Origin of the sequence: Catellatospora vulcania (assembly GCF_009720385.1) — a bacterium.
GTDB lineage: Bacteria > Actinomycetota > Actinomycetes > Mycobacteriales > Micromonosporaceae > Catellatospora > Catellatospora vulcania.
This window is the reverse complement of the sequence record NZ_WARX01000006.1, coordinates 241,129-265,064: the sequence shown is the minus strand read 5'-3', so window position 1 is coordinate 265,064 and position 23,936 is coordinate 241,129. Positions and strand designations below refer to the sequence as shown.

General features: G+C 71.4%; 17 protein-coding genes and 1 tRNA gene. 12 read left to right on the top strand and 6 right to left on the bottom strand.

Annotated features, from left to right (window positions below; genetic code table 11):
• Positions 1-5: 5 nt before the first annotated feature.
• Together F6W97_RS27030 and F6W97_RS27025 are read right to left on the bottom strand one after the other, a co-directional pair.
• Positions 6-1,874, bottom strand: coding sequence for an ABC transporter ATP-binding protein (locus F6W97_RS27030; protein ID WP_155373325.1), 1,869 nt, complete (start codon positions 1,872-1,874; stop codon positions 6-8).
• A 9-nt stretch (positions 1,875-1,883) separates the two neighbouring features.
• Complete coding sequence (locus tag F6W97_RS27025; RefSeq protein WP_155373324.1) at positions 1,884-2,420, bottom strand: MarR family winged helix-turn-helix transcriptional regulator; 537 nt, start codon at positions 2,418-2,420, stop codon at positions 1,884-1,886.
• 84 nt (positions 2,421-2,504) lie between these two features.
• Here F6W97_RS27025 and F6W97_RS27020 point away from each other — a divergent pair, with 84 nt between their 5' ends.
• Positions 2,505-3,743, top strand: coding sequence for an MFS transporter (locus F6W97_RS27020; RefSeq protein ID WP_155373323.1), 1,239 nt, complete (start codon positions 2,505-2,507; stop codon positions 3,741-3,743).
• 42 nt (positions 3,744-3,785) lie between these two features.
• Positions 3,786-4,445, top strand: a complete 660-nt coding sequence (locus tag F6W97_RS27015) for a ThuA domain-containing protein (protein ID WP_155373322.1) — start codon at positions 3,786-3,788, stop codon at positions 4,443-4,445.
• 147 nt (positions 4,446-4,592) lie between these two features.
• Here the strand turns inward: F6W97_RS27015 and F6W97_RS27010 are convergent, their stop codons facing one another.
• On the bottom strand, positions 4,593-5,891 hold the full coding sequence (locus tag F6W97_RS27010; protein ID WP_196279343.1) for a M48 family metallopeptidase: 1,299 nt from the start codon (positions 5,889-5,891) through the stop codon (positions 4,593-4,595).
• A 309-nt stretch (positions 5,892-6,200) separates the two neighbouring features.
• A complete protein-coding gene (aceE, locus tag F6W97_RS27005; RefSeq protein WP_155373320.1) occupies positions 6,201-8,936 on the bottom strand; it encodes a pyruvate dehydrogenase (acetyl-transferring), homodimeric type in 2,736 nt (911 codons plus the stop codon).
• A 202-nt stretch (positions 8,937-9,138) separates the two neighbouring features.
• Between aceE and F6W97_RS27000 the strand changes: the two genes are divergently transcribed.
• The 5 genes from F6W97_RS27000 to F6W97_RS26980 all read left to right on the top strand — a co-directional run bounded on the left by F6W97_RS27000 (position 9,139) and on the right by F6W97_RS26980 (position 16,715).
• Positions 9,139-9,690, top strand: a complete 552-nt coding sequence (locus tag F6W97_RS27000; protein ID WP_155373319.1) for a hypothetical protein — start codon at positions 9,139-9,141, stop codon at positions 9,688-9,690.
• A gap of 192 nt (positions 9,691-9,882) precedes the next feature.
• Complete coding sequence (locus tag F6W97_RS26995; RefSeq protein ID WP_155373318.1) at positions 9,883-10,287, top strand: secondary thiamine-phosphate synthase enzyme YjbQ; 405 nt, start codon at positions 9,883-9,885, stop codon at positions 10,285-10,287.
• 123 nt (positions 10,288-10,410) lie between these two features.
• Positions 10,411-13,011: a glycoside hydrolase family 9 protein gene (locus F6W97_RS26990; RefSeq protein WP_155373317.1), complete on the top strand. Its 2,601-nt coding sequence runs from the start codon at positions 10,411-10,413 to the stop codon at positions 13,009-13,011.
• A gap of 97 nt (positions 13,012-13,108) precedes the next feature.
• On the top strand, positions 13,109-14,674 hold the full coding sequence (locus F6W97_RS26985; protein ID WP_155373316.1) for a DUF4139 domain-containing protein: 1,566 nt from the start codon (positions 13,109-13,111) through the stop codon (positions 14,672-14,674).
• A 97-nt stretch (positions 14,675-14,771) separates the two neighbouring features.
• On the top strand, positions 14,772-16,715 hold the full coding sequence (locus F6W97_RS26980) for a hypothetical protein (protein ID WP_155373315.1): 1,944 nt from the start codon (positions 14,772-14,774) through the stop codon (positions 16,713-16,715).
• A gap of 13 nt (positions 16,716-16,728) precedes the next feature.
• Here F6W97_RS26980 and F6W97_RS26975 read toward each other — a convergent pair whose 3' ends face one another.
• Positions 16,729-17,655 carry a metallophosphoesterase family protein gene (locus F6W97_RS26975; RefSeq protein WP_155373314.1) on the bottom strand — a complete coding sequence of 309 codons (927 nt, stop codon included), beginning with the start codon at positions 17,653-17,655 and terminating at the stop codon, positions 16,729-16,731.
• A gap of 101 nt (positions 17,656-17,756) precedes the next feature.
• Between F6W97_RS26975 and F6W97_RS26970 the strand changes: the two genes are divergently transcribed.
• The 4 genes from F6W97_RS26970 to F6W97_RS26955 all read left to right on the top strand — a co-directional run bounded on the left by F6W97_RS26970 (position 17,757) and on the right by F6W97_RS26955 (position 21,466).
• Positions 17,757-20,081: a thiamine pyrophosphate-dependent enzyme gene (locus F6W97_RS26970; RefSeq protein ID WP_155373313.1), complete on the top strand. Its 2,325-nt coding sequence runs from the start codon at positions 17,757-17,759 to the stop codon at positions 20,079-20,081.
• 194 nt (positions 20,082-20,275) lie between these two features.
• On the top strand, positions 20,276-20,719 hold the full coding sequence (locus tag F6W97_RS26965) for a DUF3052 domain-containing protein (RefSeq protein WP_155373312.1): 444 nt from the start codon (positions 20,276-20,278) through the stop codon (positions 20,717-20,719).
• A gap of 94 nt (positions 20,720-20,813) precedes the next feature.
• On the top strand, positions 20,814-21,272 hold the full coding sequence (locus F6W97_RS26960) for a peroxiredoxin (RefSeq protein ID WP_155373311.1): 459 nt from the start codon (positions 20,814-20,816) through the stop codon (positions 21,270-21,272).
• A 119-nt stretch (positions 21,273-21,391) separates the two neighbouring features.
• A tRNA-Val gene (locus F6W97_RS26955) sits at positions 21,392-21,466 on the top strand.
• Positions 21,467-21,985: 519 nt separating this feature from the next.
• Here F6W97_RS26955 and F6W97_RS26950 read toward each other — a convergent pair.
• Entirely contained in the window at positions 21,986-23,215 is a 1,230-nt protein-coding gene (locus F6W97_RS26950; RefSeq protein ID WP_155373310.1) for an IS110 family RNA-guided transposase, read from the bottom strand.
• A 384-nt stretch (positions 23,216-23,599) separates the two neighbouring features.
• On the opposite strand from F6W97_RS26950, the gene F6W97_RS26945 reads away from it, so the two are divergent.
• Positions 23,600-23,932, top strand: coding sequence for a hypothetical protein (locus F6W97_RS26945; RefSeq protein WP_155373309.1), 333 nt, complete (start codon positions 23,600-23,602; stop codon positions 23,930-23,932).
• The last annotated feature ends 4 nt before the right edge of the window (positions 23,933-23,936 follow it).

Sequence of the window (23,936 nt, the reverse complement as noted above, 5' to 3'; positions counted from 1 at the left end):
GCCGGTCAGGCCGGGTCGGGGGCGGGGTCGACGAGGAACTGGTGGGCGGCCAGTTCGCGGTAGAGGGGGCTGGTGTCGAGGAGTTCGGTGTGGGGGCCGGTGGCCACCACGCGGCCGTGCTCCAGGACCACGATCTGGTCGGCGTCCACGACGGTGGACAGCCGGTGCGCGACGATCAGCAGTGTGCGCCCCTGGGCGACGGTGTCGATGGCGGAGCGCAGGGCCGCCTCGTTGCGCGCGTCGAGGTTGCTGGTCGGCTCGTCGAGCAGCAGGATCGGCGGGGCGGCCAGCAGCGTACGGGCGATGGCCAGCCGCTGGCGCTCCCCGCCGGACAGCAGCACGCCGCCCTCGCCGACCTGCGCGTCCAGCCCCAGCGGGGTGCGGTCGACCAGCTCGTCGAGGTTGACCGCGACCAGCACCGCCCGCATCTGCTCCTCGGTCGCGTCGGGCGTGGCCAGGCGCAGGTTCTCGCGTAGCGTGCCGGCCAGCACCGGCGACTCCTGCTCGACGTAGCCGAGCCGGGACCGCAGCGCCTGGTGGCTCAGCTCGCGCACGTCCACGCCGTCGACGCGCAGGCTGCCCGAGGTCACCTCGTAGAACCGTTCGACCAGCGACAGCAGCGTGGACTTGCCCGCCCCGGACGGCCCGACCAGCGCGGTGCGCGTACCCACCGGGGCCTGGAAGCTGACCTCGCGCAGCACCGGCTCGCCCACCCGGCCCTCGGCGTCGGTGTAGCCGAAGCCGACCCGGTCGAACTCGATCGCGGGAGCCCCGGCCACCGCGGCGACTGTTGGCGTCGCCGCATCGGCCGACCTGGCTGAGCCGGACGACGGCTGTGCGCCCACCGGAGCCTTCGCGCTCCCTGCCGGCGCGGTCGCCGGGCCGCCGCCGGCGCCTTCCAGTGGGATGACCAGTACCTCCTCCATGCGCTGCAACGCGCCCAGACCCGCCTGCAGCTGGGTGTACGCGTTGAGCGCCTGGCCCAGCGGCATTACCAGGAAGAAAACGAACAGCACGAAGGCGACCAGGTCCCCGACCGTGATCGCGCCGGAGGCGACCCGTGCCCCGCCGACGCCCAGCACCAGCAGGAACGAGCCCTGGATGGTGGTCACCATGGCGGGCTGCACGATCGCCTGCAGCCGGGCGATCCGCACTCCGGCGTGGTACGCCTGCTCGGCGCTGTGCGCCACGGTCTCGGTCTCGCGGGTCTCGGCGCGGCTGGCCCGGATGGTGCGGGCCGCGGTGATGGACCGCTCGACCGCGGCGGTCATGTCGCCGATGCGCGCCTGCGCGTCGCGGGACATGCCGCGCACCTTGCGGGCGAAGAAGATGCCGCCGGACAGCCCGATGACCAGGCCGATCAGGGTGACACCGAACAGCAGCGGGTCCAGCAGCACCATCGCCGTCGCCGCGCCGACCACCATGATCGCGCCGCTGACGGTGTCGAACAGGCCGGAGGTGACCACGGCGCGCAGCAGCGTGGTGTCCGCGCCGACGCGGGACAGCAGGTCACCGGTGCGGCGCTGGTCGTACTCGGCGATCGGCAGGCGCAGCAGGTGCCCGGCCAGCCGGCGGCGCGACGTGAGGACCAGGCCCTCCGCGGTGCGCTGGAGCAGGAAGTGCCGGAAGCCGTCGACCGCGGCGACGGCGACCAGGGTGACCACCAGCGCGGCCACGCTCGGGCCGATCGGCGTGCCCGCGCCGAGCCCGTCGAGCACGTTGCGGGTCAGCACGGGTTGCAGCAGCGTGCCGGCGGTGGTGACCAGCGACAGCGCGGCGACGAGGAGCAGCGAGGAGCGGTGGGCGCGCAGGTACGGCCAGAGGGTGCGCAGCCCCACCTTGGGCATGGTGGCGGCGGGGTCTTCCGGGGGCATGCCCCGACACTAGCCGCCGTGCCGCAACCAGCGTCCTGAGCTGCTGCTCGGCGGTGCCGGCTGCTCGGCGGCGAGCATCATCCGGCGCAGCAGATCGGCCAGCGTCCGGCGCTCGTCCGCGTTCAGCGCGCCGAGCAGCCGGTATTCCTCGTCGCCCAGCACGTCCATCGCGCCGAGCCAGGCGGCCCGGCCGGCGTCGGTGAGCTCGATGTCGACCCGCCGCCGGTCCGCGGTGGAGGGGGCGCGCCGGATGTAGCCGCGCTGCTCCAGGCCGTCGAGCCGGCCGGTGACCGTTGCGGGCGCCATGCCCAGGTCGCCGGCCAGTTCGGAGGGCGCCGCGCGCCCGCCCCGCCCGGCCAGCGAGTGCAGCGTGTCGAACTCGTGGCGCTGCAGGTCGAAGTCGACGAGGGACTGCTCGCGTACCCGCCGCAGGTGGTCGGACAGCTTTTTCATTCGCGTCACCGCGCCCTCGACGTCGGGGTCGAGGCCGGGCAGCACGGGCAGCCAGCGGTCGACATGATCGTCGACCCGGTCGCGGGACTCCATGCCGGTGATCCTATGACGATGCCGATCCTTCGGTGTCGTATTGTTCGTTGACAAAAAGTTCGGTTCCGAAATATCTTCGTCGGCATGGCCCACCCTCTGCGCCACCGCGCGTTCCGGCTGCTGTTCATCGGCCGCACCCTGTCCTCGCTCGGCGACTTCGTGATCCCCGCGGCGCTCGCCATCGCCGTGCACCACGCCACCGGATCCAGCGGCGCGCTGGCCCTGGTGCTGGGCTGCGCGATGGTGCCCCGGCTGGTGCTGCTGCCGCTGGGCGGGGTGCTCGCCGACCGGCACGACCCGCGCCTGGTGGCACTGTCGGCCGACCTCGTCCGGTGCGCCGCGCAGGTGTTCGTCGGGTGCGCGCTCCTCGGCGGCGACCCGGAACTCGCCCACCTGGCGGTGGCGTCCGCGGTCGGCGGAGTCGCCTCCGCGTTCGCCATCCCCACCACGTCACCGCTGGTCGCCGGGGTGGTGGACGGGCCGCAGCGGCAGGCGGCCAACGCCGCGATGGCCGTCGCCACCGGCGTCACCCGGCTGGCCGGACCCGCGTTGGCCGGGGTGCTGATCCTGACCGCCGGAGCAGGCTGGGCGTTCCTGCTCGACGGGGCGTCGTTCGCGGTCAGCGCCGTCCTGCTGGCGGTCATCCGGGTGCGCCGGGTGCCGGTCGAGCGCCGCACCCTGCTCGCCGACCTGGCGGCGGGCTGGGCCGAGGTCCGCTCCCGCGACTGGTACTGGACCAGCCTCATCGCCCACGCCGCCTGGAACGGCGTCGCGGCCGTGCTGATCACGCTGGGCCCGGCCATCGCCGTCGACCGGCTCGGCGGCGACGCGACCTGGGTGCTCGTGCTGGAGGCCGGTGCGGTGGGCCTGCTGCTCGGCTCCCTGGTCGCGAGCCGGGTCCGGCCACGCCGCCCGGTGCTGGTGGCGAACCTGGGCCTGGCCACCTACGCGCTGCCGCTGGCGCTGCTGGCGGTCGCCGCCCCGGCCCCGGCCGTCATCGGCGCGTACGGCCTGGCCATGGCGGCACTCGGCTTCCTCAACCCGGTGTGGGAGACGGTCGTGCAGGCCGAGATCCCGCCGCAGGCGCTGGCCCGGGTGACGTCATACGACTGGTTGTGCTCGCTGGCGGCCACCCCGGTGGGCTACACGCTCGCGCCGCTGGCCGCCGCGGCCTGGTCGCCGCGGGTCCCGCTGCTCGCCGGAGCGGTCGTGGTGGCCGCCGCCTGCCTCGGCACCGTGTTCGCGCCCGGGGTGCGCCGGATCGGCCTGCCCGTGCCCGTGCCCGCCCCGGCGGCTCCGGCGGTCGTCGGCGCTGCCCGGTGACCGGTCTCGCCGCTCGGAAGGAAAACGTTTACCCTGTTCGCCATGCGTAGCGCGTTGATCGTCCGGGGCGGGGCCGACTTCCACGACCCCGTCGGCACCACCGACAGCTTCCTGCCGTTCCTCAAGGACCAGGGCTTCACCGTCGAGACCGCCGACGACCTCGCCGTGTACGACGACGCGGCCCTGCTAGCCCGCACCGACCTGATCGTCAACTGCTGGACCGCGGGCGGCGACGAACTCACTCCCGACCGCGCCCGCAACCTCGACGACGCCGTCCGCGCCGGCACCGGCCTGGGCGGCTGGCACGGCGGCATCGTCGCCGCGTTCACCGAACGCCGCTACCAGTGGCTCACCGGCGGCTGGTTCACCTGTCACCCGGGCAACTTCGTGCAGCACACCCTCACCGTGCTGCCCGAACGCGCCGACCACCCCATCGTGGCCGGGATCAGCACCGTCGCCCTGCACACCGAGCGCTACTGGATGCTCGCCGACCCGCTCAACGACGTCCTGGCCACGATCACGTTCCCGGTCGAGGACGGTGAGCCGTGGCACGAGCCGGTGACCCACCCGGCGGTGTACACCCGGCAGTGGGGCCAGGGCCGGATCTTCGTCTCCACCGTCGGACACCACCTGCCCGACCTCGACATCCCCGAGATCCGCACGCTCACCGAACGCGGCCTGCTCTGGGCCGCCCGCCCCTGACCGCCATCGCGGCCCACCTCGTCCGCGGTGCCGCTTCCGGACGCCGCTAGGCCCGAAGATCGCTGTTTGAGGTCAGATAGTCAGGTCCGACCGCAGTTTCTGACCGCAAACAGCGATCTTCGTCCGCTGCCGCGCCCGCCTTCCGGGCTACCAGGCGGCGGCGATGACGCGGCGGTAGCGTTCCTCGAACGGGGCCAGCTCGGCGTCGATCGCCGCCGCCTCGGCCTCGCCCAGCACGACCTGCGGGTCGCGGTGCGGCTGGGCCGCGATGACGCGGTGGCGCAGCTCGGCCGGGGGATGGGAGGCGAACGGCGACGCCTCGCGGCGCAGCGTGAGCTGGCGCAGCCGGGCCTGCCGCGGCGCGATCCCGGCGCGGGCCGACTCGACCGCCTCCCGCCAGCCCTGCATACCGGCCCCACCGCGGGCCCGGCTCCCGACGATCGCGAGGTAGATGCCGGAGCAGCTCACCACATCGGTCAGCGCGAGCGCGGCCGTGCTGCCCGCGGCCCGGCTCGCGAGGTCGTCGGCGTAGTACTCGGCGCGCTGGGAGTCCCGCGCGCCGAGCACGTTCAGGGCGAGGTGCAGCAGCCAGCAGAACCGGGAGACCAGCCAGAACAGGGGCGTCACCAGCAGCTCGATCAGCTTGACGGCCAGTCCCATCAGCCCTTCGAACTCCGCGCCGCCCAGCAGTTCGCGGGGGTCCAGCAGGTGGGCGAGGTGCGCGAAGAAGGTCAGCGCGGTCTGCGTACGCAGGTTGCGGCGGTTGTCGTTGTTGATGAAATGGCCCAGCTCGTGGCTGAGCAGCGCCACCCGCTCCTGCGGGCGCAGCGCCGTCCACAACGGCAGGCCGAGCGTCAGCACCCGCCGCCGTGCGAACCCGACGATCGTGGCGGAGGCGTTCCACTCGTGGCTGAGCACCAGCACGTGCGGCAGGGGCGCGCCGACGGTCGCGGCCACGCGGTCGACGAGCGCGAACAGGTGCGGCTGCCGCTCGCGCGTGACCTCGTCGTACGAGCTGTGCACGTCACGCAGGCGGCCCAGGCGGGGCCGGCACAGCACGGCGATGCCGACCATGACCAGGCCGACCAGCTTGACCAGGAAAGGGCCCGCGATCATCAGCCAGACCCCGCCCGCCGCGAGCCCGATCAGCAGCCCGGCGAGCACCAGGGAGACGGTCGTCAGCGCCACGCCCACGACACCCGATCCGGGCCGGGTCAGCGGCCGGTCCGACAACTGCGCGAACAGGTCCTGGTCGAGCTTGTACCCGATCCGGTGCGCCCATCGCTCCTGGAGGTTCGCCAGCCGGCCCACCAGCGGGTCGGGCCGGAAGGCGTCGAGGTTCCACTCACATCGCTCGCACCACGGCGCCTCGCCGGGCTCCACAGCGAGACTGCTCTGACACTGCGGGCAGAGGCCGCCTTGGACGGCCGTGGAGGTGATCGACACGGCGGGGATCGTGCCAGCCCGTCCCCACCGCGTCAACGGCACAAATCGCCCCCAGAGGCCCTGCGGCCCCTGCGGCCCTGCGGCCCTGCGCCCCCTGCGGCCCCTGCCAGCCTCCAAGATCGCTGTTTCGTGTCGATACCTGCGGTCAGACCTCAGGTATCGACACGAAACAGCGATCTTCATCCGCCGCCGCCGACCTGACCGGGACAGCACGAAGGCCCCGTGACGGCAGGTCACGGGGCCTTCGTGGTTAGGAAGGGCACCTTCTATATCGCGGAGCGATGTGAAGGTGCCCTTCTTAACGTCAACTCAGGAGTCGCCGCCGGTTTCGCCGGCGGGGGCTGCCATGACGTCGTCGATGGCGTACTTGCGGGCCGCTTCGGCCGGGGCGGTCGTGGGGACCTCTCCGGCGCGGGCGAGCTGGGCGAGCACGGCCACCACGACCGACTCCGCGTCCACGTTGAAGTGGCGGCGCAGGGCCGAGCGGGTGTCCGACATGCCGAAGCCGTCGGTGCCGAGCGAGGTGTAGTCGCCCGGGACCCAGCGGGAGATCAGGTCCGGGACGGCGCGCATCCAGTCGGACACGGCCACCTTCGGGCCCGGCGCGTTCTCCAGGGCGCGGGTCACGTACGGCACCTTGGCGGGCTGGTCCGGGTGCAGCAGGTTGTGCCGCTCCGTCTCCACCGCGTCGCGGCGCAGCTCGGTCCAGCTGGTCGCGGACCACACGTCGGCGGCCACGCCCCAGTCCTCGGCCAGCAGCTGCTGGGCGCGCAGCGCCCACTGCATGCCGACACCGGAGGCCATGATCTGCGCCCGCGGGCCCTCGACCGTCGCCGGCTTGTACCGGTACAGGCCCTTGAGCAGGCCGGCCGCGTCCACGTCGGCGGGCTCCGCCGGGTGCACGTACGGCTCGTTGTAGACGGTCATGTAGTAGAAGATGTCCTCCGGCGTCTCGCCGTACATCCTCTTCAGGCCGTCCTCGACGATGTACGAGATCTCGAAGCCGAACGCCGGGTCGTACGCCACCGCGGCCGGGTTGGTCGCCGCGATGAGGTGCGAGTGCCCGTCCTCGTGCTGCAGGCCCTCGCCGTTGAGCGTGGTGCGGCCCGCGGTCGCGCCGAGCAGGAAGCCGCGCGTCATCTGGTCCGCCGCAGCCCACAGGCCGTCGGCCGTACGCTGCCACCCGAACATCGAGTAGAAGATGTACACCGGGATCATCGGCTCGCCGTGCGTGGCGTACGCGCTGCCCGCGGCGGTGAACGAGGCGATCGAGCCGGCCTCGTTGATGCCCTCGTGCAGGATCTGCCCGGCGGTGGACTCCTTGTAGGACAGGAACAGCTCCCGGTCCACCGAGGTGTACTGCTGCCCGTGCGGCGAGTAGATCTTCGCGGTCGGGAACAGCGAGTCCATGCCGAAGGTGCGCGCCTCGTCGGGGATGATCGGCACCCAGCGGTGGCCGATCACCTTGTCCTTCATCAGGTCCTTGAAGAGCCGGACGAAGGCCATCGTGGTGGCGATCTTCTGCTTGCCGGAGCCCTTCTTCAGGTCCGCGTAGACCTTGTGCTCGGGCAGCTGCAGCGGCACGTGCTTGGTGTTGCGCGAGGGCAGCGAGCCGCCCAGCGCCGCACGCCGCTCCATCAGGTACCCGATCTCGTCGCTCTTCGCACCGGGGTGGAAGTAGGGCGGCTCGTACGGGTTCGACTCCAGGGCCGAGTCCGGGATGTCGAGGAAGAGGCGGTCGCGGAAGCCCTTGAGGTCGTCGAGCGTCAGCTTCTTCATCTGGTGGGTGGCGTTGCGGCCCTCGAAGTGCGAGCCCAGCGTCCAGCCCTTGATGGTCTTGGCGAGGATGACCGTCGGCTGACCGGTGTGCTCGGTCGCGGCCTTGTAGGCGGCGTAGAGCTTGCGGTAGTCGTGGCCGCCGCGCTTGAGACCCCAGATCTCGTCGTCGGACATGTGCTCGACCATCTTGCGGGTGCGCGCGTCGCGGCCGAAGAAGTGCTCGCGCACGTAGCCGCCGGACTCCGCCTTGTAGGTCTGGTAGTCACCGTCGGGCGTCACGTTCATCAGGTTGACCAGCGCGCCGTCGGTGTCCTGGGCCAGCAGCGGGTCCCACTCGCGGCCCCAGACGACCTTGATGACGTTCCAGCCGGCGCCCCGGAAGAACGCCTCCAGCTCCTGCATGACCTTGCCGTTGCCGCGGACCGGGCCGTCGAGGCGCTGCAGGTTGCAGTTGATCACGAAGGTGAGGTTGTCCAGCTCCTCGCGCGCGGCCAGCCCGATCGCGCCCAGGGTCTCCGGCTCGTCCATCTCGCCGTCGCCGAGGAAGGACCATACTCGCTGGTCCGAGGTGTCCTTGATGCCGCGGTGGTGCAGGTAGCGGTTGAACCGCGCCTGGTAGATCGCGTTCAGGCCGCCCAGGCCCATGGACACCGTCGGGAACTCCCAGAAGTCCGGCATCAGGCGCGGGTGCGGGTACGACGGCAGGCCGCCGCCCGGGTGCGTCAGCTCCTGGCGGAACCCGTCGAGGTCGTGCTCGGTGAGCCGGCCCTCCAGGTACGCGCGCGCGTACATACCGGGGGAGGCATGCCCCTGGTAGTAGATGTGGTCGCCGCCACCCGGGTGGTTCTTGCCCCGGAAGAAGTGGTTGAAGCCGACCTCGTACAGCGACGCGGAGGACGCGTACGTCGAGATGTGCCCGCCGACGCCGACACCGGGGCGCTGCGCCCGGTGCACGGTCATCGCCGCGTTCCACCGGATGTACGCGCGCAGCCGGCGCTCGATGTGCTCGTCGCCGGGGAACCACGGCTCCCGCTCGCTGGGGATCGTGTTGATGTAGTCGGTCGTGGTCAGCGGGGGGACGCCGACCTGCCGCTCACGAGCCCGCTCCAGCAGGCGCAACATGACGTACCGGGCGCGCTTGGCGCCTCGCTCGTCGATCACTCCGTCGAGCGACTCCACCCACTCGGCCGTCTCCTCGGGATCGATGTCCGGGAGCTGGCTCGGTAGGCCGTCGCTGATCACCGGGCGCTTGCGTTCGGTGGCCACAGGCGTTCCCTCGTAGTTGTAGTGATGATCGGTCTAGACACAGAGTTTGTCTGTTCGACCCATCCTGCCCCTCCGGTGGGGGATTCGTCACGCGTACCGCCGTCCGATGCGACACGCGACACGCATACTGACCAGTAACATTTCGGTCGGCTTCACGACCGGGTGACCGCTTCAGTGGCGTGCGCCGATTAGATTGCCGCCCATGCGACGACTCCTCGGTCTCCTACTCATCGCATACGGCTTCCTGCTGGCTGTCAACACGACCTTCCCCCTCCTGGCCGATCTGGGCGGGGAAAAGGTGACGGCAGGGATAACCGGTGATGAGTGGACCTGTAACCAGGACTTCCTGGCCCCGCCCTACGCGGGCATCTACGGCAACTGCGAGCTCAGCTGGGTGAACGGTCCGCTGCGCGACAGCGGCCGGGTCGTCGGCCCGGGTGTCGCCGACGCCGTCGACGCGAACAAGACCGCGGTCCCCGCGGTCGCGATCACCGGGATGGAGGGGTACGCCTTCCTGCCCCCCGCGGGCCTGGAGCGCGTCGCCGGCTTCGCCGCCCCGCTGGTGATCGTCTTCGGCCTCATCCTGCTGTTCGCCCCGCGCAAGCGCCGCCGGCGCCGCAGCGGCGGCCACTCGCACGGCCACCACGACCACGACCACGACGATGACGACGACTACGACAGCGACGACAGCGACTCCGGCGACTCGGGCGACTCCGGCGGAGACGGCGGCGGCGACGGAGGCGGCGGCGACTGACCCGCCCCCGGTCCGCCCCGCGGTCCGCCCCCGGTCCACCCCCGGTCCGGCTCACCCGGTCCGCTTGCCAAGATCGGCGTCTCGTGTCAGAAAGTGCGGTCGGACCCCACTTTTCGACACGAGACGCCGATCTTTCTCAGTGGCCCACGGCGCGGCGGCGCGGCGCGGCGGCGGCGCGCTTAGGGTGGGCGGATGCGTAGCGAAGTGCTGACGGTGCGGACGGGGAATCGGGCGACCGTCGTGGACATCACCGACGAGGTGGCCGCGTTCGTGCGTGAGCAGGGGGACGGGCTGGTGCACGTGTTCGTGCCGCACGCGACGGCCGGGATCGCGATCATCGAGACCGGCGCGGGCAGTGACGACGACCTGCTCACGGCGCTGGAGCACGTGCTGCCCGCCGACAACCGCTGGCAGCACCGGCACGGCTCGCCCGGCCACGGGCGCGACCACGTGCTGCCGGCTTTCGTGGCCCCGTATGCCAGCCTGCCGGTCCTTAACGGACGCATCGCTCTGGGCACGTGGCAGTCGATCTGCCTGGTCGACACCAATGGGGACAACCCCACCCGCCAGGTCCGCCTGTCCTTCCTCGCGGGCTGAAACTTCCACGCCCCCGCTGAAGGGGCGATTGACACTCCGGAAACGCGGCGGCAATAATTCATGGGCGCAGATGGGAGCGCTCCCAGATCCCTCGCGCGTTTTGGCTGCTCAGCCCCGCTTTCGATGCAACACCGATCGCTCCATCGAAAGGACCCCCCAGTGCGTAGACCCGTGCTGATCGCGCTGGCCGCCGTGGCCGGGCTCGTGTCGACGAGCCTGACCTCGGCCGCCGCCTCGGCCGATCCCCCCGAGCAGATCGTCAACGGCACCTTCACCTCCGGCCACGCCCCCTGGTGGGGGACCTCCAACATCACGCTCGACTCCAGCGGCGGGCAGCTGTGCGCCGACATCCCCGGCGGCACCGTGAACCCGTGGGACGTGATCATCGGGCAGGACAACATCCCGCTGGTCGCGGGGGAGACCTACAGCTACACCTTCACCGCGAGCGCGACTCCCGACAAGGTCGGCAAGGCGCTCATCCAGCTCCCGGTGGACCCGTGGACGCAGTTCCTGGCCGCGAATCCGCTGATGACCGGCACTGCCACCGGCTACTCGTACACCTTCACCGCGCCCGTCTCCCTTCCGAACGCGCAGGTGGCGTTTCAGATCGGTGGCAGTGCCTCCCCCTGGCGGATCTGCCTCGACGACATCTCCCTCAAGGGCGGGGCTGCCCCCGAGGTCTACGTGCCCGACACCGGCCCGCGGGTGCGGGTCAACCAGGTCGGCTACCTGACCAAGGGCCCGAAGAACGCCACCGTGGTCACCGAGGCGACGACGGCCCTGCCGTGGCAGCTCAAGAACGCCGGCGGTGACGTCGTCGCCAGCGGGAACACCACCCCGCGCGGCGTGGACGCCAGCTCCGGCCAGAACGTCCACTCGATCGACTTCAGCGGGTACGCGGTCGCGGGCGCCGGCTACACCCTGGTCGCCGACGGCGAGACCAGCCGCCCGTTCGACCTGGCCGGCAACCTCTACGCGGGCCTGCGTGACGACGCGCTGAAGATGTTCTACACCCAGCGCTCCGGCATCGCGATCTCCGACGCCCTGCGGCCCGGCTACGGCCGCCCGGCGGGCCACGTCGGTGTCGCGCCGAACAAGGGCGACACCTCGGTGCCCTGCCAGCCGGGCGTCTGCGACTACTCGCTGGACGTCTCCGGCGGCTGGTACGACGCCGGTGACCACGGCAAGTACGTCGTCAACGGTGGTATCTCGGTGTTCCAGCTGGTGAACGAGTTCGAGCGGGGCAAGTGGGCGGCCACCGCCCAGCCGTTCCCCGACGGCCAGCTGAACCTGCCGGAGAGCGGCAACGGCGTGCCGGACATCCTCGACGAGGCCCGCTGGCAGCTGGAGTTCCTGCTGAAGATGCAGGTCCCGGCCGGTAAGCCGCTGGCCGGCATGGCCCACCACAAGATCCACGACAGCGAGTGGACCGGCCTGCCGCTGCTGCCGAACCTCGACGACAAGCAGCGCGAGCTGCACCCGCCGTCGACCGCGGCGACGCTGAACCTGGCCGCCGCGGCGGCGCAGGCGGCCCGCGTGTACGCCCCGTACGACGCGGCCTTCGCGGCCCGCAACCTGGCCGCGGCCCGCACCGCGTACGCGGCGGCGCTGGCCCACCCGGCGATCTACGCGAGCCCGTCCGACGGCACCGGCGGCGGCACGTACGACGACGTCGTGGTGAGCGACGAGTTCTACTGGGCGGCCGCCGAGCTCTACCTGACCACGGGGGAGAGCCAGTTCCTGTCCGCGGTGACCGGTTCGCCGCTGCACACCGCCGACGTGTGGAGCAGCAACGGCTTCGGCTGGCAGTCGCTGGCCGCGCTGGGCCGTCTCGACCTGGCCACGGTGCCCAGCGCGCTGCCCGGCCGGGCCGCGGTGCGCGCCTCGGTGGTGACCGGCGCGGAGGAGTACCTGGCCGCGATCGAGGCACACCCGTACGGCGTGCCGTACCAGCCGGCGAACAACTCCTACGACTGGGGCTCCAACAGCGCGATCGCCAACAACCTGGTGGTGCTGTCGACGGCGTACGACCTCACCGGCCAGGACCGGTTCGCCGACGCGGTGACCCAGGGCGCGGACTACCTGTTCGGCCGCAACGCGCTGAACATGTCCTACGTGACCGGCTACGGCGAGGTCAACTCGCACAACCAGCACAGCCGCTGGTACGCCCACCAGCTCAACCCGGAGCTGCCGAACCCGCCGAAGGGCACCCTGTCCGGCGGCCCGAACTCGTCCATCCAGGACCCGCTGGCGCAGCAGAAGCTGACCGGCTGCACCGGGCAGTTCTGCTACCTGGACGAGATCGACTCGTGGTCCACCAACGAGCTGACCATCAACTGGAACGCCCCGCTGGCCTGGGTGGCCGCCTTCCTCGCGGGCCAGGGCGACGGCGCGTCCGTGCCCGCGCCCACCTGCCAGGTGACCTACACCAAGCACGCGCAGTGGCCCGCCGGGTTCAACACCCAGATCACCGTCAAGAACACCGGCTCCACCGCGGTCAACGGGTGGACGCTGCGCTGGTCGTTCCTGGCCGGCCAGTCCGTCGACGACATCTGGAGCGCCTCGGCCGTGCAGTCGGGCGCGACCGTCAGCGCGACGAACCTGGCCTTTAACAAGGTCATCGCACCCGGCAAGTCGGTGACCTTCGGGTTCATCGGTGACGCCGCGAGCGGCCCGAACCCGAACCCGGCCCTGTTCACCCTGAACGGCGCCGCCTGCTCGTAACCCCCCTCCCCGACGGGGCGGTCGCGGCACACCCTGCCGCGGCCGCCCCGCCCCATTTGGGCGGCTGCCCCCGGCCGGGTGTGGGTAGCCTCAGTTCATGACTTCAAGCACGGACGGTCCCGACCCCGTCGACGCCCCGATCGTCGCCGTCACGGTGTTCCCGGACCGGGCACGGGTGACCCGGCGCGGCACGGTCACCCTGGCCCCCGGCGAGCACCGCGTCCCGTATGGACCCCTGCCGCTCAACCTGCTGCGCGACTCGGTACGGGTGTCCGGGCACGGCCCGGCGACGGTGGCCGGGGTGAACGTGGTGACCCGGCGCGAGCCGGTGACCTCGGACGCCGCCGTCACCGCGCTGGAGGCGGAGCTGCGCGAGATCGAGGCGGCGATCGCGGTCCTCAACGACGCCGACACGGTCGCCGCGGCCCGCGAACGTTTCCTGGGCCGCCTGGCGATGCGCGGCGCGGGGGCCCTGGCCACCGGCGAGCCCACGGCCGCGGTCCGGTTCGCCGACGGCCTGGACGAGCAGCTCACCGCGATCCACGCGGCCCGGCGTGCCCGTGAACGGGAACGGCTGGACCTGCACCGCCGCCGGGAGGCGGCCGAGCGGCGGCTGATGGACCTGCGCGGCAGCACCCGCCCGGACCGGCTGGTCGCCGAGGTGCTGCTGGAGGTCGACGGCGACGGCGAGATCGAGCTGGAGCTGTCGTACGTGGTGCCCGGTGCGAGCTGGAGCAGCGGCTACGACCTGCGGCTGGCCGGCGACAACCTGACGCTGACCTGGCACGGCATGATCACCCAGCGGACCGGCGAGGACTGGCCGGAGTGCGCGCTCAAGCTGTCCACGGCCCGCCCCTCCGGCGCGCTGGAGGTGCCCGAGCTGGACCCCTGGTATGTCGATGTGGAGCGACCGATCGTCTACGCGGCCGCGGCGATGGCGATGTCCGCCCCGCCGCCGCCCGCTCCGGGGGCCGCGCCGATGCAGACGATGATGCCCAAGGCGCGGGCCGCCGTGCGCGACACCAGCGCGAGCGTCGAGGAGGGGCCGGTCGCGGCGACGTACACCCCGCTCAAGCCGGTGGCCGTGCCCGCCGACGGCACCACGCACCGCACCCTCATCGCGCGCTTCGACCTGGCCGCCCGCCTGGACCACATCACCGCGCCGGTCCGCGCCGAGGAGGCGACCCTGCGCGCCACCGTGCTCAACACGTCCGGGCACACCCTGCCCGGCGGCGCGGCGGCGCTGTTCCACGAGGGCGACTTCGTCGGCTCCACCCGCCTCGAACCCTGGGCCCCCCAGGAGGAGCGCGAACTGGCCCTCGGCGTCGACGACCGGGTCCGCGTCGAACGCGAGCTGGTCCGCCGCACGGCGAGCAAGGCCACGCTGGGCTCGTCGCGGCGCACCGACGCCGAATACAAGATCACGGTCGCCAACCACAGCCCCCGACCGGTCTCTGTGACGGTCCTCGACCAGCTCCCGGTCTCCCGCGACGCCCAGATCACGGTCAAGGAGCTGAGTGCCAAGCCGGAGCCCGCGGAGCGCTCCGACCTGGGCGTCTACACCTGGAAACTGGCGCTGGCCCCCAACGCCACCCAGGAGATCCACTTCGCCCTGCGGGTCGAGTCCGCCAAGGGCGTCGACATCTCCGGCTGGCGCGACTGAAGCGCGGCATCGGTCCGGCTCGATTCGTAGCCGGGCCGATGCCGAACCGTGGCCGGCGCGGGCAGCGCGTGATCGATTGATTTCGTAGCGTCGATATATGGCTGCCACCGTCCGCCCCGACCAGGGTGCCGCGCTGCTCGCCGCCGGGGTGCCGCTGGCCCTGGCGTGGCTGATCGACCACGGGATCGCGCTCGCCGAGGCGGGCTTCGTCCTGCGGGGCGAGCTCCTGCCCGGCACGGGCCTGGGCGTGCGCATCCTCATCTGGCTGCCGCTGTGGGCGCTGGCCCTGGCGGCGGGCGTATTGGTGGAGTCGGGGCGCAGGCGCGGCCTTCACGTCGCGCCGGCGGCCGCGCTGCGCGAAGCGGCTCGCCGGGCCGTCGCCGTCCTGTGCTGGCTGGTCCCGTTCGCGATCACCGCCGCGGCGCTCTACGCGGTGCTGGACTGGTTGTCCTACGGCACCTTCTTCTTCGTCGTGGTCCTGGCGGTCCTGGCCTCCCCGGCGCTCGTCCTGCCTGCCTGGCTGCTGTTCCGGCGGTTTCCCGCGCTGCCGCTGCTGCTGTTCGAGAACGCCGGCCGGCGCGCGGCCACCCACGCGGTCGAGTTGCGCAAGAACCGCCGGGATTCCGCCGCCGACCTGGTGTGGCCGCTGGCCGCGCCGCTCCCCGTCGCACTGCTGCTGAGCATGGCCTGGACGCTGCTGGCGGCCGTGCTGGCGGGCCTGGTCGGGAAGCTGCCGGAGGCCGTGCCGCCCGCAGCGGTCGCGCCGCTGTTCGCGGGTGCGACGTCGGCGGTCCAGGCGCTGTTCGCGGGCGTCATGTCGGCGGCCCTGCTGCTGGTCGTCTCGGTGCTGGTCGCGCGGCAGGCAGGGGCGACGGCGGAGCACTACCTGCGGCCACGCGCCGACGGCGACCCGGGGCGCGTGGCCGACCTGGCCCAGGTCGACGCCACCCTGTCCCGGCTGGCCGCGCCGCGACCGAAACCCGTGCACCGCGCCTGGCTCGCCGCATACGCCCTCCCGGTGGTCCTGCTCGCCGCGGCCGCCCTCGGCAACCCCGGCGGGCTGCCGGAACTGGTGACCGTGGACGCGGCACCGTGGCCGAAGGTGCTCGGGCTCGACCCGCGTGGCCTGCCCGTGATCGTCGCCCAGTCGACGGTGACGCGGTGCCGCGACGTGCGGTGCGAGGTGCGGACCACGACGGAGATCACCGGCAGGCGGATCGACGCCGCGTCGGTCACCCCGGACGGCGGTGTCGTCGCGCTGCACCTACCCGGAAAGGGCTACGGCGAGTCGCCGTCGCCGTCGCCGTTGCCGTTGCCGACGCTCATGCTCACCGAGTGCGACGCCGCCGACCGCTGCGCCGAGCGGCTGCTGCGGCTCGACGCGCCCCAGGTCGACCTGGGGGCCGTGTCGGTTGCGGTCCTGCCGACGGGCGGGGTGCTCCTGCTCGCCGCGGTCTACGAGCGGCGCGAGCCGTCGGGCGGCAGCCGGGGCATGGCCGCCTGGCGATGCACCGCGACCTGCGTCGAGGTGGCCCTGGACAGCCCGGACAAGAAGATCCTGTCCCGGCCCTCGTCATTCGTGACCGGCCACGACTGGGGCGGTGGCCCGGTCATCATGTGGTCCGACGACATCTACGACGACACGACCGACGCCTACCGTGCCTTCTGCGAGACGCGGGAATGCGACCGGGTGTTCGTGCGGCCCGTGCCGCCCCTTTGGCAGGACCTGCCCGGCGAGTACGACCTGGTCTACGTGGGTCTGGACGATCGCGGCAGCCCACTGGCGGCGGTGTCCCGGCCGGGCAGCCTCAGCTGCAAGGAGTGGTGCCTGGCCATACCGTCACTCGATCCGAAGACGCTGTCGATCGTGCGGTGCCGGTTCGCCGACTGCTCCGCGCGAACCGCCGAGGCGCCGCTGCTGCCCCTGGGCCGCACCGGCGCGCCGCCATTGCTGATCGCCACCGGCCCGCGCGGCGCGGTCGTCGTGCAGGTCACCGGCGACGGACAGGTCACGATATGTGTGGCGAACTGCGGGCCGTGACGGTGCGCCGCGGTCAGTGGCAGGTGCCGACGCCCTGGTCCTGGAAGGTGCTGCCGGCCGGGGTGACGAACTTCCAGGTGTAGAAGTCCTGGTAGAGGGACAGTTTGAGGACGCCGAAGGTCTCGAAGTCGCGGGCGCGTGAGTTGGCGGCGATGTCCTTGCTGAAGCCGTTGAGGCCGCCGCCGCCGGTGCCGACGGTGAACTGGCGCACACCCTTCTCCTTGTCCAGCTCGCCGTCGGGGGTCTGCGGGGCGAAGCGCTCGTAGTGGTGGTTGTGGCCGTTGAGCACGAGTTCGACGCCGTGGTCGTAGAGGAGCTGGAAGAAGGGCTTCACCCGGGGGTCGGAGCCGTGCTTCCAGCCGGACGTGAACAGCGGGTGGTGCCACATCGCCACGGTGCACTTGGCGTCGGAGTCCTCCAGCTCCTCGCGCAGCCAGTCGGCCTGCTCGGAGTCCTCCTCGCAGTCGATCAGGTCGCAGGTGGAGTTGAGCACCAGCACCTGCCAGCCGTTGAGCTCGTAGGAGTACCAGCCCTTGTCCTTCTCGCCCGCCGACTCGCCGAAGTACTCGTAGTACGGCGCGCCGTTGTCGGTGCGCATGTCGTGGTTGCCGATGACCGGGCGGGTGCGGTCCTTGTGCCGGCCCCAGTAGGGCTCGTAGCACTTCTGGAACTGCTCCGCGGTGCCGGCCACGTACGCGTTGTCGCCGAGCGTGAACACGGTGCCGGGGATCCGGTCGAGCAGCTTCGCCGTGGCCTCGTCGCCGTCGCTGAGGCAGCTGCCGATGTCGCCCGCGCCGACCAGCACCGCGGGTTCCTCGGCGGCGGGCGCGCGTTCTGGCGCTGCATTAGCGGCGGGCTGCTGGGGCGCGAGCGCGGCGAACAGGCCGAGACCTGCGGCGGCGAGCAGAAGACGACGGGCACGGGGGGACCGGTGAGCCATGACGCAGATTATGGGTAAATCTGGATAAATCGTCCATCTTGTGCAGTGGTGTGGCGTGTCCGATCACCGATCCGGGTGGTCGTCCCCACCCCCTCTGGGTAATGCTGTGCAGCGTGAGCACCTCTCATGATCTCGACGAACGGTTCCGGAGCGCGCTGGCGGCGTGGCCCGCCAGCACCCCGCCGAACGGCGATCCGCATGCGACGGTGCGCCCCGACAGCGGCCTCACCGGAGCCATGGCCAGGGACCTCTTCGACGCCCAGGTCACCAGCAGGCACCTGGACCTGGCCGCGCGGCGGCTGCGCGCCGACGGCGCCGGGTACTACACCATCGGCTCGGCCGGCCACGAGGGCAATGCCGGCGTCGCCGCGGCGCTGCGCCCCACCGACCCGGCGCTGCTGCACTACCGCTCCGGCGCGTTCTACGCCGCCCGCGCCGCCCAGCTCGCCGAAGGCAAGGTCGACGCCATCCGCGACGTGCTGCGCGGCGTCGTGGCCAGCGCCGCCGAACCCATCGCCGGCGGCCGGCACAAGGTCTTCGGCAGCACCGACCTCAACGTCATCCCGACCACCTCGACCATCGCCTCGCACCTGCCCCGCGCGGTCGGCCTGGCCTTCGCCATCGAGCGCTCCCGCCAGGGCCTGGACGCCCGCGGCTCCACCGGACGGCACGCCGCCGACTCCGGGCAGCCCGTGCTCGTGCCACCCGCCTGGCCCCGCGACGCCGTCGTGCTCTGCTCGTTCGGCGACGCCTCCGTCAACCACGCCAGCGCCGTCGCCGCCTTCAACACCGCGGGCTGGTCCGACTTCACCGGGCTGCGGCTGCCGCTGCTGTTCGTGTGCGAGGACAACGGGCTGGGCATCAGCGTGCGCTCGCCCGCCGGCTGGGTCGGCACCACGCTGCGCTCCCGCCCCGGCCTGCGCTACTTCCACGCCGACGGCTGCGACCTCGCCGACACGTACGCGGTGGCCCGCTCCGCGGTCTCCTGGGTGCGCCGCCACCGCCGCCCCGCCGTGCTGCACCTGCGCACCGTCCGGCTGATGGGCCACGCCGGAGCCGACGCCGAACTCGCCTACCGCACCCCCGCCGAGATCGAGCACGACCTGGCCCTCGACCCGCTGCTGCGCACCGCCCGCCTGCTCGTCGACGCGGGGCAGGCCAGCCCGATGGAACTGCTCAGCCGGTACGACGAGATCGCCTGGCGGGTGCAGCAGGTTGCCGCCCAGGTGCGCGACGAGCCGAAACTCGCCTCCGCCGCCGAGGTCGTCGCCCCGCTGGCCCCGCGCCGCCCGCTGCGCGTCGCGAAGACCATCGCGCGGGCCGGCGAGCGCGCCGCCGGGGCCACGCTTGCCGAGCGCCACCGGATCTTCGGCGGCAAGCTGCCCGAGCAGTCCGGACCGCAGACCCTCGCCCAGGCCGTCAACGCCACCCTGTCCGACCTCATGATCAGCCACCCGCAGGCCATGGTCTTCGGCGAGGACGTGGCGCGCAAGGGCGGCGTCTACGGCGTCACCAAGGGCCTGCGCGACCGCTTCGGCCCCGCCCGCGTCTTCGACACCCTGCTCGACGAGACGTCCATCCTCGGCCTCGGACTCGGCGCCGGACTCGGCGGGCTGCTGCCCATCCCCGAGATCCAGTACCTGGCCTACCTGCACAACGCCGAAGACCAGCTGCGCGGCGAGGCCGCCAGCATGCGCTTCTTCTCCCAGGGCGCCTACCGCAACCCCATGGTCGTACGCATCGCCGGCCTCGCGTACCAGAAAGGCTTCGGCGGTCACTTCCACAACGACCACTCCGTCGCCGTGCTGCGCGACATCCCCGGCCTCGTCGTCGCCGTGCCCTCCCGCGCCGACGACGCCGCCGCCATGCTGCGCACCTGCGTCGCCGCCGCCGAAGTCGACGGCACCGTCAGCGTCTTCCTGGAGCCCATCGCCCTCTACCACACCCGCGACCTGCACCAAGAAGGCGACGGAGGCTGGCTGAGCCACTACACAGCCCCCGACCGCTGGGCCGACACCCACGTGCCCGTCGGCCGCGCCCGCAGCCACGCCTACGGGGCCGGCGACCGCCTCACCGTGCTCACCTTCGGCAACGGCGTGCGCATGTCCCTGCGCGTCGCCGCCCGGCTCGCCGAGGAGGGCCACGGCTGCCGCGTCGTCGACCTGCGCTGGCTCGCCCCGCTGCCGCTTGCCGACATCGTCCGCGAAGCCGGGGCCACCGGCCGGGTGCTCGTCGTCGACGAGACCCGCCGCTCCGGCGGCGTCGGCGAAGGCGTGCTCGCCGCACTCGTCGACGCCGGATACGTCGGCCTGGCCCGGCGCGTCGCCGCCGTCGACACCTTCCTGCCGCTCGGCCCGGCCGCCGACCACGTGCTCGTCGGCGAGGACGCGATCGAACGCGCAGCCCGCGCACTGCTGGCCGCCTGAGCGTGTGGCAACCTTGATCCAGCCGCGCGGAGAGCGCCTGAGCCGCGTTTTTGGCGACCCGCCGGGGCCGCCACTTGCGCTGGGCGCTAGAACTGTGTGGACTACCCGCAGTCGGCTGTGACGCCGACGACAATAATCGAGTGATCCCGCAGCGAACTGCGGGTGTCCAGAAAACGAAGAGGAGGCACAAGACAGTGAGCGCGACCGCAGGTCAGGCCGCCGAGGGCGTACGCAGCCTGGCGGACCGGTTCGGCATCGAGCCGGACATGGTGGTCATGGAGATGGGGTACGACGACGACGTCGACACCGACCTCCGTGACGCCCTGGCCGACGCATGCGGATCAGATCTGGTGGACGAGGACACCGACGAGGTCGTCGACGCCGTCCTGGTGTGGTACCGCGAGGACGACGGTGACCTGGTCGACCTGCTCGTCGACTCCATCGCCCCGCTCGCCGAGAGCGGCGTGGTGTGGCTGCTGACCCCCAAGTCGGGTCGGCCCGGGCACGTAGAGCCCAGCGAGATCGCCGAGGCGGCACCGACCGCCGGACTCACCCAGACTTCCACCCTCAGCGCCGGCAAGGACTGGAGCGCGGCGCGGTTGGTGGCCCCGAAGGCGGCGCGCGCGCCCAAGCGCTGAGCCCCGCCGCCGACGAGAGCGGCCTGCCCCGACCGGCAGGCCGCCAGGCAGCCCTGCGATCATGGAAGCTTCACCGATCGTGGGGGCAGGCATCATGCCGATCGAGGCGGGCGCGGCAGCGCCGGAATTCGTGCTGAAGGACCAGAACAACCAGGAAGTGCGGCTGTCCGACTTCCGGGGTGCGAAGAACGTGCTGCTGGTGTTCTACCCGCTGGCGTTCACCCGGACCTGCGAGGGCGAGCTGTGCGAGATCCGGGACAACCTGGGTGACTTCGTCAACGAGGACACGCAGGTGCTGTCGGTGAGCGTCGACTCGGTGTTCGCGCACAAGGTCTGGGCCAACGAGCAGGGGTACGAGTTCCCGCTGCTGGCCGACTTCTGGCCGCACGGGGGCGTGGCCCAGGCGTACGGGGTCTTCAACGAGGACCGGGGGTACGCCAACCGGGGGACGTTCGTCATCGACAAGGCCGGCGTCGTCCGGTACGCGGAGATGAACCTGCCCGGGGAGGCTCGGGACCAGGAAGCCTGGCGGAAGGCGCTCGCGGCGCTCTGAGGCCGCCGCTTTGTGATCATGTTCGTCGGCCGGGACTGACCGCGGTGGGGTTAAGTCTGGTGAAGGCATGGTCGGCGGTCAGGTAGGATGTGCCGGTTCGTGTCGGCGCAGGCCGAAGCGGGCGTGTAGCTCAGCGGGAGAGCATCCGCCTTACAAGCGGAGGGTCGCAGGTTCGAACCCTGCCACGCCCACCACCGGGACCAGGGTAGAAGCCCTGGTCCCTCCGCATTTCTCGTCCGGACGGCGTTCCCGGACTTTGACCGCCATTGACCGCTGGAAGCCTCGATTCGCCGAGGCTAGTTGCACGGATGTTGCACGCAAGATCAGATCACGTCCTCGACGCAAGACCCGAGATTCAGGAGGCGACGGTGGCCTTGGCGAGGCGAGGCAGCCGGCCTATCACCGTCGACGGCCGCGGCTACCGCTGGCGTGTACGCAGCAAACCCACCTACAGCCAGGGTTTGAACTGGTCCTCATTGACCTTCGCCGTCGAGGCTATCGGCGATGCTGGTTCGATCCTCGTAGTCAGCACGCAGTCACCTCATCCCGGCAACTGGCTGGCCCTGCCCGCATCGCCGGTGCTGCCCGCTATGGTCGCCGCGGTCATCAGAGCTGCCCTGAGGCGGGGTTGGCAGCCTGACCGCCCTGGCTCACCCTTCGTCTTGGACCTTGGCGACAGCGGCACGGTTTAGACATCCCACGGTCCTAACGTGTCAAGTGAGGGCTGTCTGGTCGGCGATGTTGGTCGTCGGCCAGGCGGTGGTCTCGTTGTAGGGGGTCTGGTGGCGTAGGCAGCCGTGGAGGATTCCGACGAGGCGGTTGGCGAGGGTGCGTAGGGCTTGGTGGTGGGTTGCGCCGCGGGCGCGGTGGGCGTCGTAGTAGGCGCGGGCGCCGGGTGATGCGGTCAGCGCAGTGAAGGCTTGCAGGTAGAGCGCGTCGCGGAGGCGTTTGTTGGCGGTGTAGCGGGCCAGCACGACACGGCGGGTTCCTGAGGCTCGGGTGATCGGGCTGGTGGCGGCATAATTGCGGCGTGATTTGGCGTCGGCGTACCGGTTGGTGTCGTCACCGAATTCGCCGAGGACTCTGGCACCGAGCAGGGGTCCTAGCCCTGGTTGGGAGCGATAGATCGCCACATCGGGGTGCTGGTCGAAATGGGCGTCGAGCTCACCTTCGATGGTCTCGATCTGGCGTGCGAGTTCGACTAGCACTCCCACCAGAGCGGTGACGGTGTGCCCGAAGGCGGTCTCGACGGCGGGCCGAGCCTGCAACTGGTCGGTGCGCAGCGCGGCCTGTATGTGCGCCACGCGGGTGTCGATGTTGCGTTGCCGGCCCGCCCGGCGCAGCGCCGCGGCGATCTTCGCCTTGGACAGTGCGCGGCCCTGGGTCGGTGTCGCGGCAATGCTGAGCACTGCGAGGGCGTCACGGCCGCTGGTCTGCTCGAACGCGACCAGAGCGGCTGGGTAGAACTCCCTCAGCGCCGAACGCAACGCGTTGGCTTGGCGTTGCCGCAACCACACCAGGTTCTGATGGGTTCGGGCCAGCACCTTGACGGCTTCGGCCAGGTCGCTGTCGCCTGCAACGGAACGGTGCTGATGCCGGTCGGTGCGTACCAGGTCAGCGAGGACCTTCGCGTCACGGGCGTCGCTCTTGGCACCGGAAACGACGTGCCGTTCCCGGTAGCGGGCCACCGACATCGGGTTGAGCGCATACAGCTGATAGCCGGCGGCGATCAACGCCTGCACCCACGGGCCGCGATCGGTCTCGATACCAACCACCACCTCGGTTGGATCACCGTCGCCCAGATGCTCCGCGACCAGGGCGTGGAGTGCGGCTATGCCAGCCACACCCTCCGGCAACCGTCGGCGCACCAGCCGCCGGCCTGCCTCGTCCTGGATCTCGACATCATGGTGGGCCTCGGCCCAGCCATCACCGACAAACAGCACCGCGACACCTCCGCCTCGTCACCGACCCGGTCCAAGGCCAGGAGGAGGACCCGCGCACGCCCTAATGGATCAGTGCTCGTTCGGCACGACATCCCACCGGTCGTCTCGCCCCCTCACCAACCAGCGGCGGCACGATCTAAACCTGGACCTCGAAGGCCTGGAAGGGGCAGTGCTCGACCGCTGGCGGCTTGGACCCAACCCGTCTACCACAACAAGCCGGGCGAGGCCCATTAGGAAGGGGCTTGTCGTCGGCGACACAGGGGCTCGCCCACCTGCGAAGACTCGACGACCAACCAGCCGTCGGATCAATATCATTCCGCGCATGTTCCGCAACCGGCCCCGCCCGCTGATCTGCAAGTTGATCGGCTCGAACATACTTAGCCCGTGCCCGACGAGGACTTCACCACGCGAGGGGGCGTCGCTTACATCGCCCCTCGGATGACCTGGCCGTTCTACATGAAGAACAGGCACGCGACCTCGCCGCTGGCCGAACTCCGCGTCAGCGCCGGCGAGATTGCGATCTCCTCGCCGTTCGGGAAGTTCCTCGTCACACGCGCGAACCTAGTCTCGATCTCCCGCTTTGGCCGAATCCCCGTTCTGGCCGACGGTTTCAAGTTCGAAACCAGCGACAGCCATGAGGCTCTTGTCTTCTGGGCCATGGGGGCGACCCCCGTGCGAGACGCGTTGCAGCGTCGAGGCTGGGAAGTCGTGGGCTGATGGC

Coding starts and splice junctions, on each gene's coding strand:
- F6W97_RS26990 (WP_155373317.1), top strand. CDS start 10,411: ATGCAACACCGATCGCTCCATCGAAAGGACCCCCCAGTGCGTAGACCC.
- F6W97_RS26970 (WP_155373313.1), top strand. CDS start 17,757: ATGCTGTGCAGCGTGAGCACCTCTCATGATCTCGACGAACGGTTCCGG.
- F6W97_RS27020 (WP_155373323.1), top strand. CDS start 2,505: ATGGCCCACCCTCTGCGCCACCGCGCGTTCCGGCTGCTGTTCATCGGC.
- F6W97_RS27030 (WP_155373325.1), bottom strand. CDS start 1,874: ATGCCCCCGGAAGACCCCGCCGCCACCATGCCCAAGGTGGGGCTGCGC.
- F6W97_RS26980 (WP_155373315.1), top strand. CDS start 14,772: ATGGCTGCCACCGTCCGCCCCGACCAGGGTGCCGCGCTGCTCGCCGCC.
- F6W97_RS27000 (WP_155373319.1), top strand. CDS start 9,139: ATGCGACGACTCCTCGGTCTCCTACTCATCGCATACGGCTTCCTGCTG.
- F6W97_RS26975 (WP_155373314.1), bottom strand. CDS start 17,655: ATGGCTCACCGGTCCCCCCGTGCCCGTCGTCTTCTGCTCGCCGCCGCA.
- F6W97_RS26985 (WP_155373316.1), top strand. CDS start 13,109: ATGACTTCAAGCACGGACGGTCCCGACCCCGTCGACGCCCCGATCGTC.
- F6W97_RS26960 (WP_155373311.1), top strand. CDS start 20,814: ATGCCGATCGAGGCGGGCGCGGCAGCGCCGGAATTCGTGCTGAAGGAC.
- F6W97_RS27025 (WP_155373324.1), bottom strand. CDS start 2,420: ATGGAGTCCCGCGACCGGGTCGACGATCATGTCGACCGCTGGCTGCCC.
- F6W97_RS26995 (WP_155373318.1), top strand. CDS start 9,883: ATGCGTAGCGAAGTGCTGACGGTGCGGACGGGGAATCGGGCGACCGTC.
- F6W97_RS27015 (WP_155373322.1), top strand. CDS start 3,786: ATGCGTAGCGCGTTGATCGTCCGGGGCGGGGCCGACTTCCACGACCCC.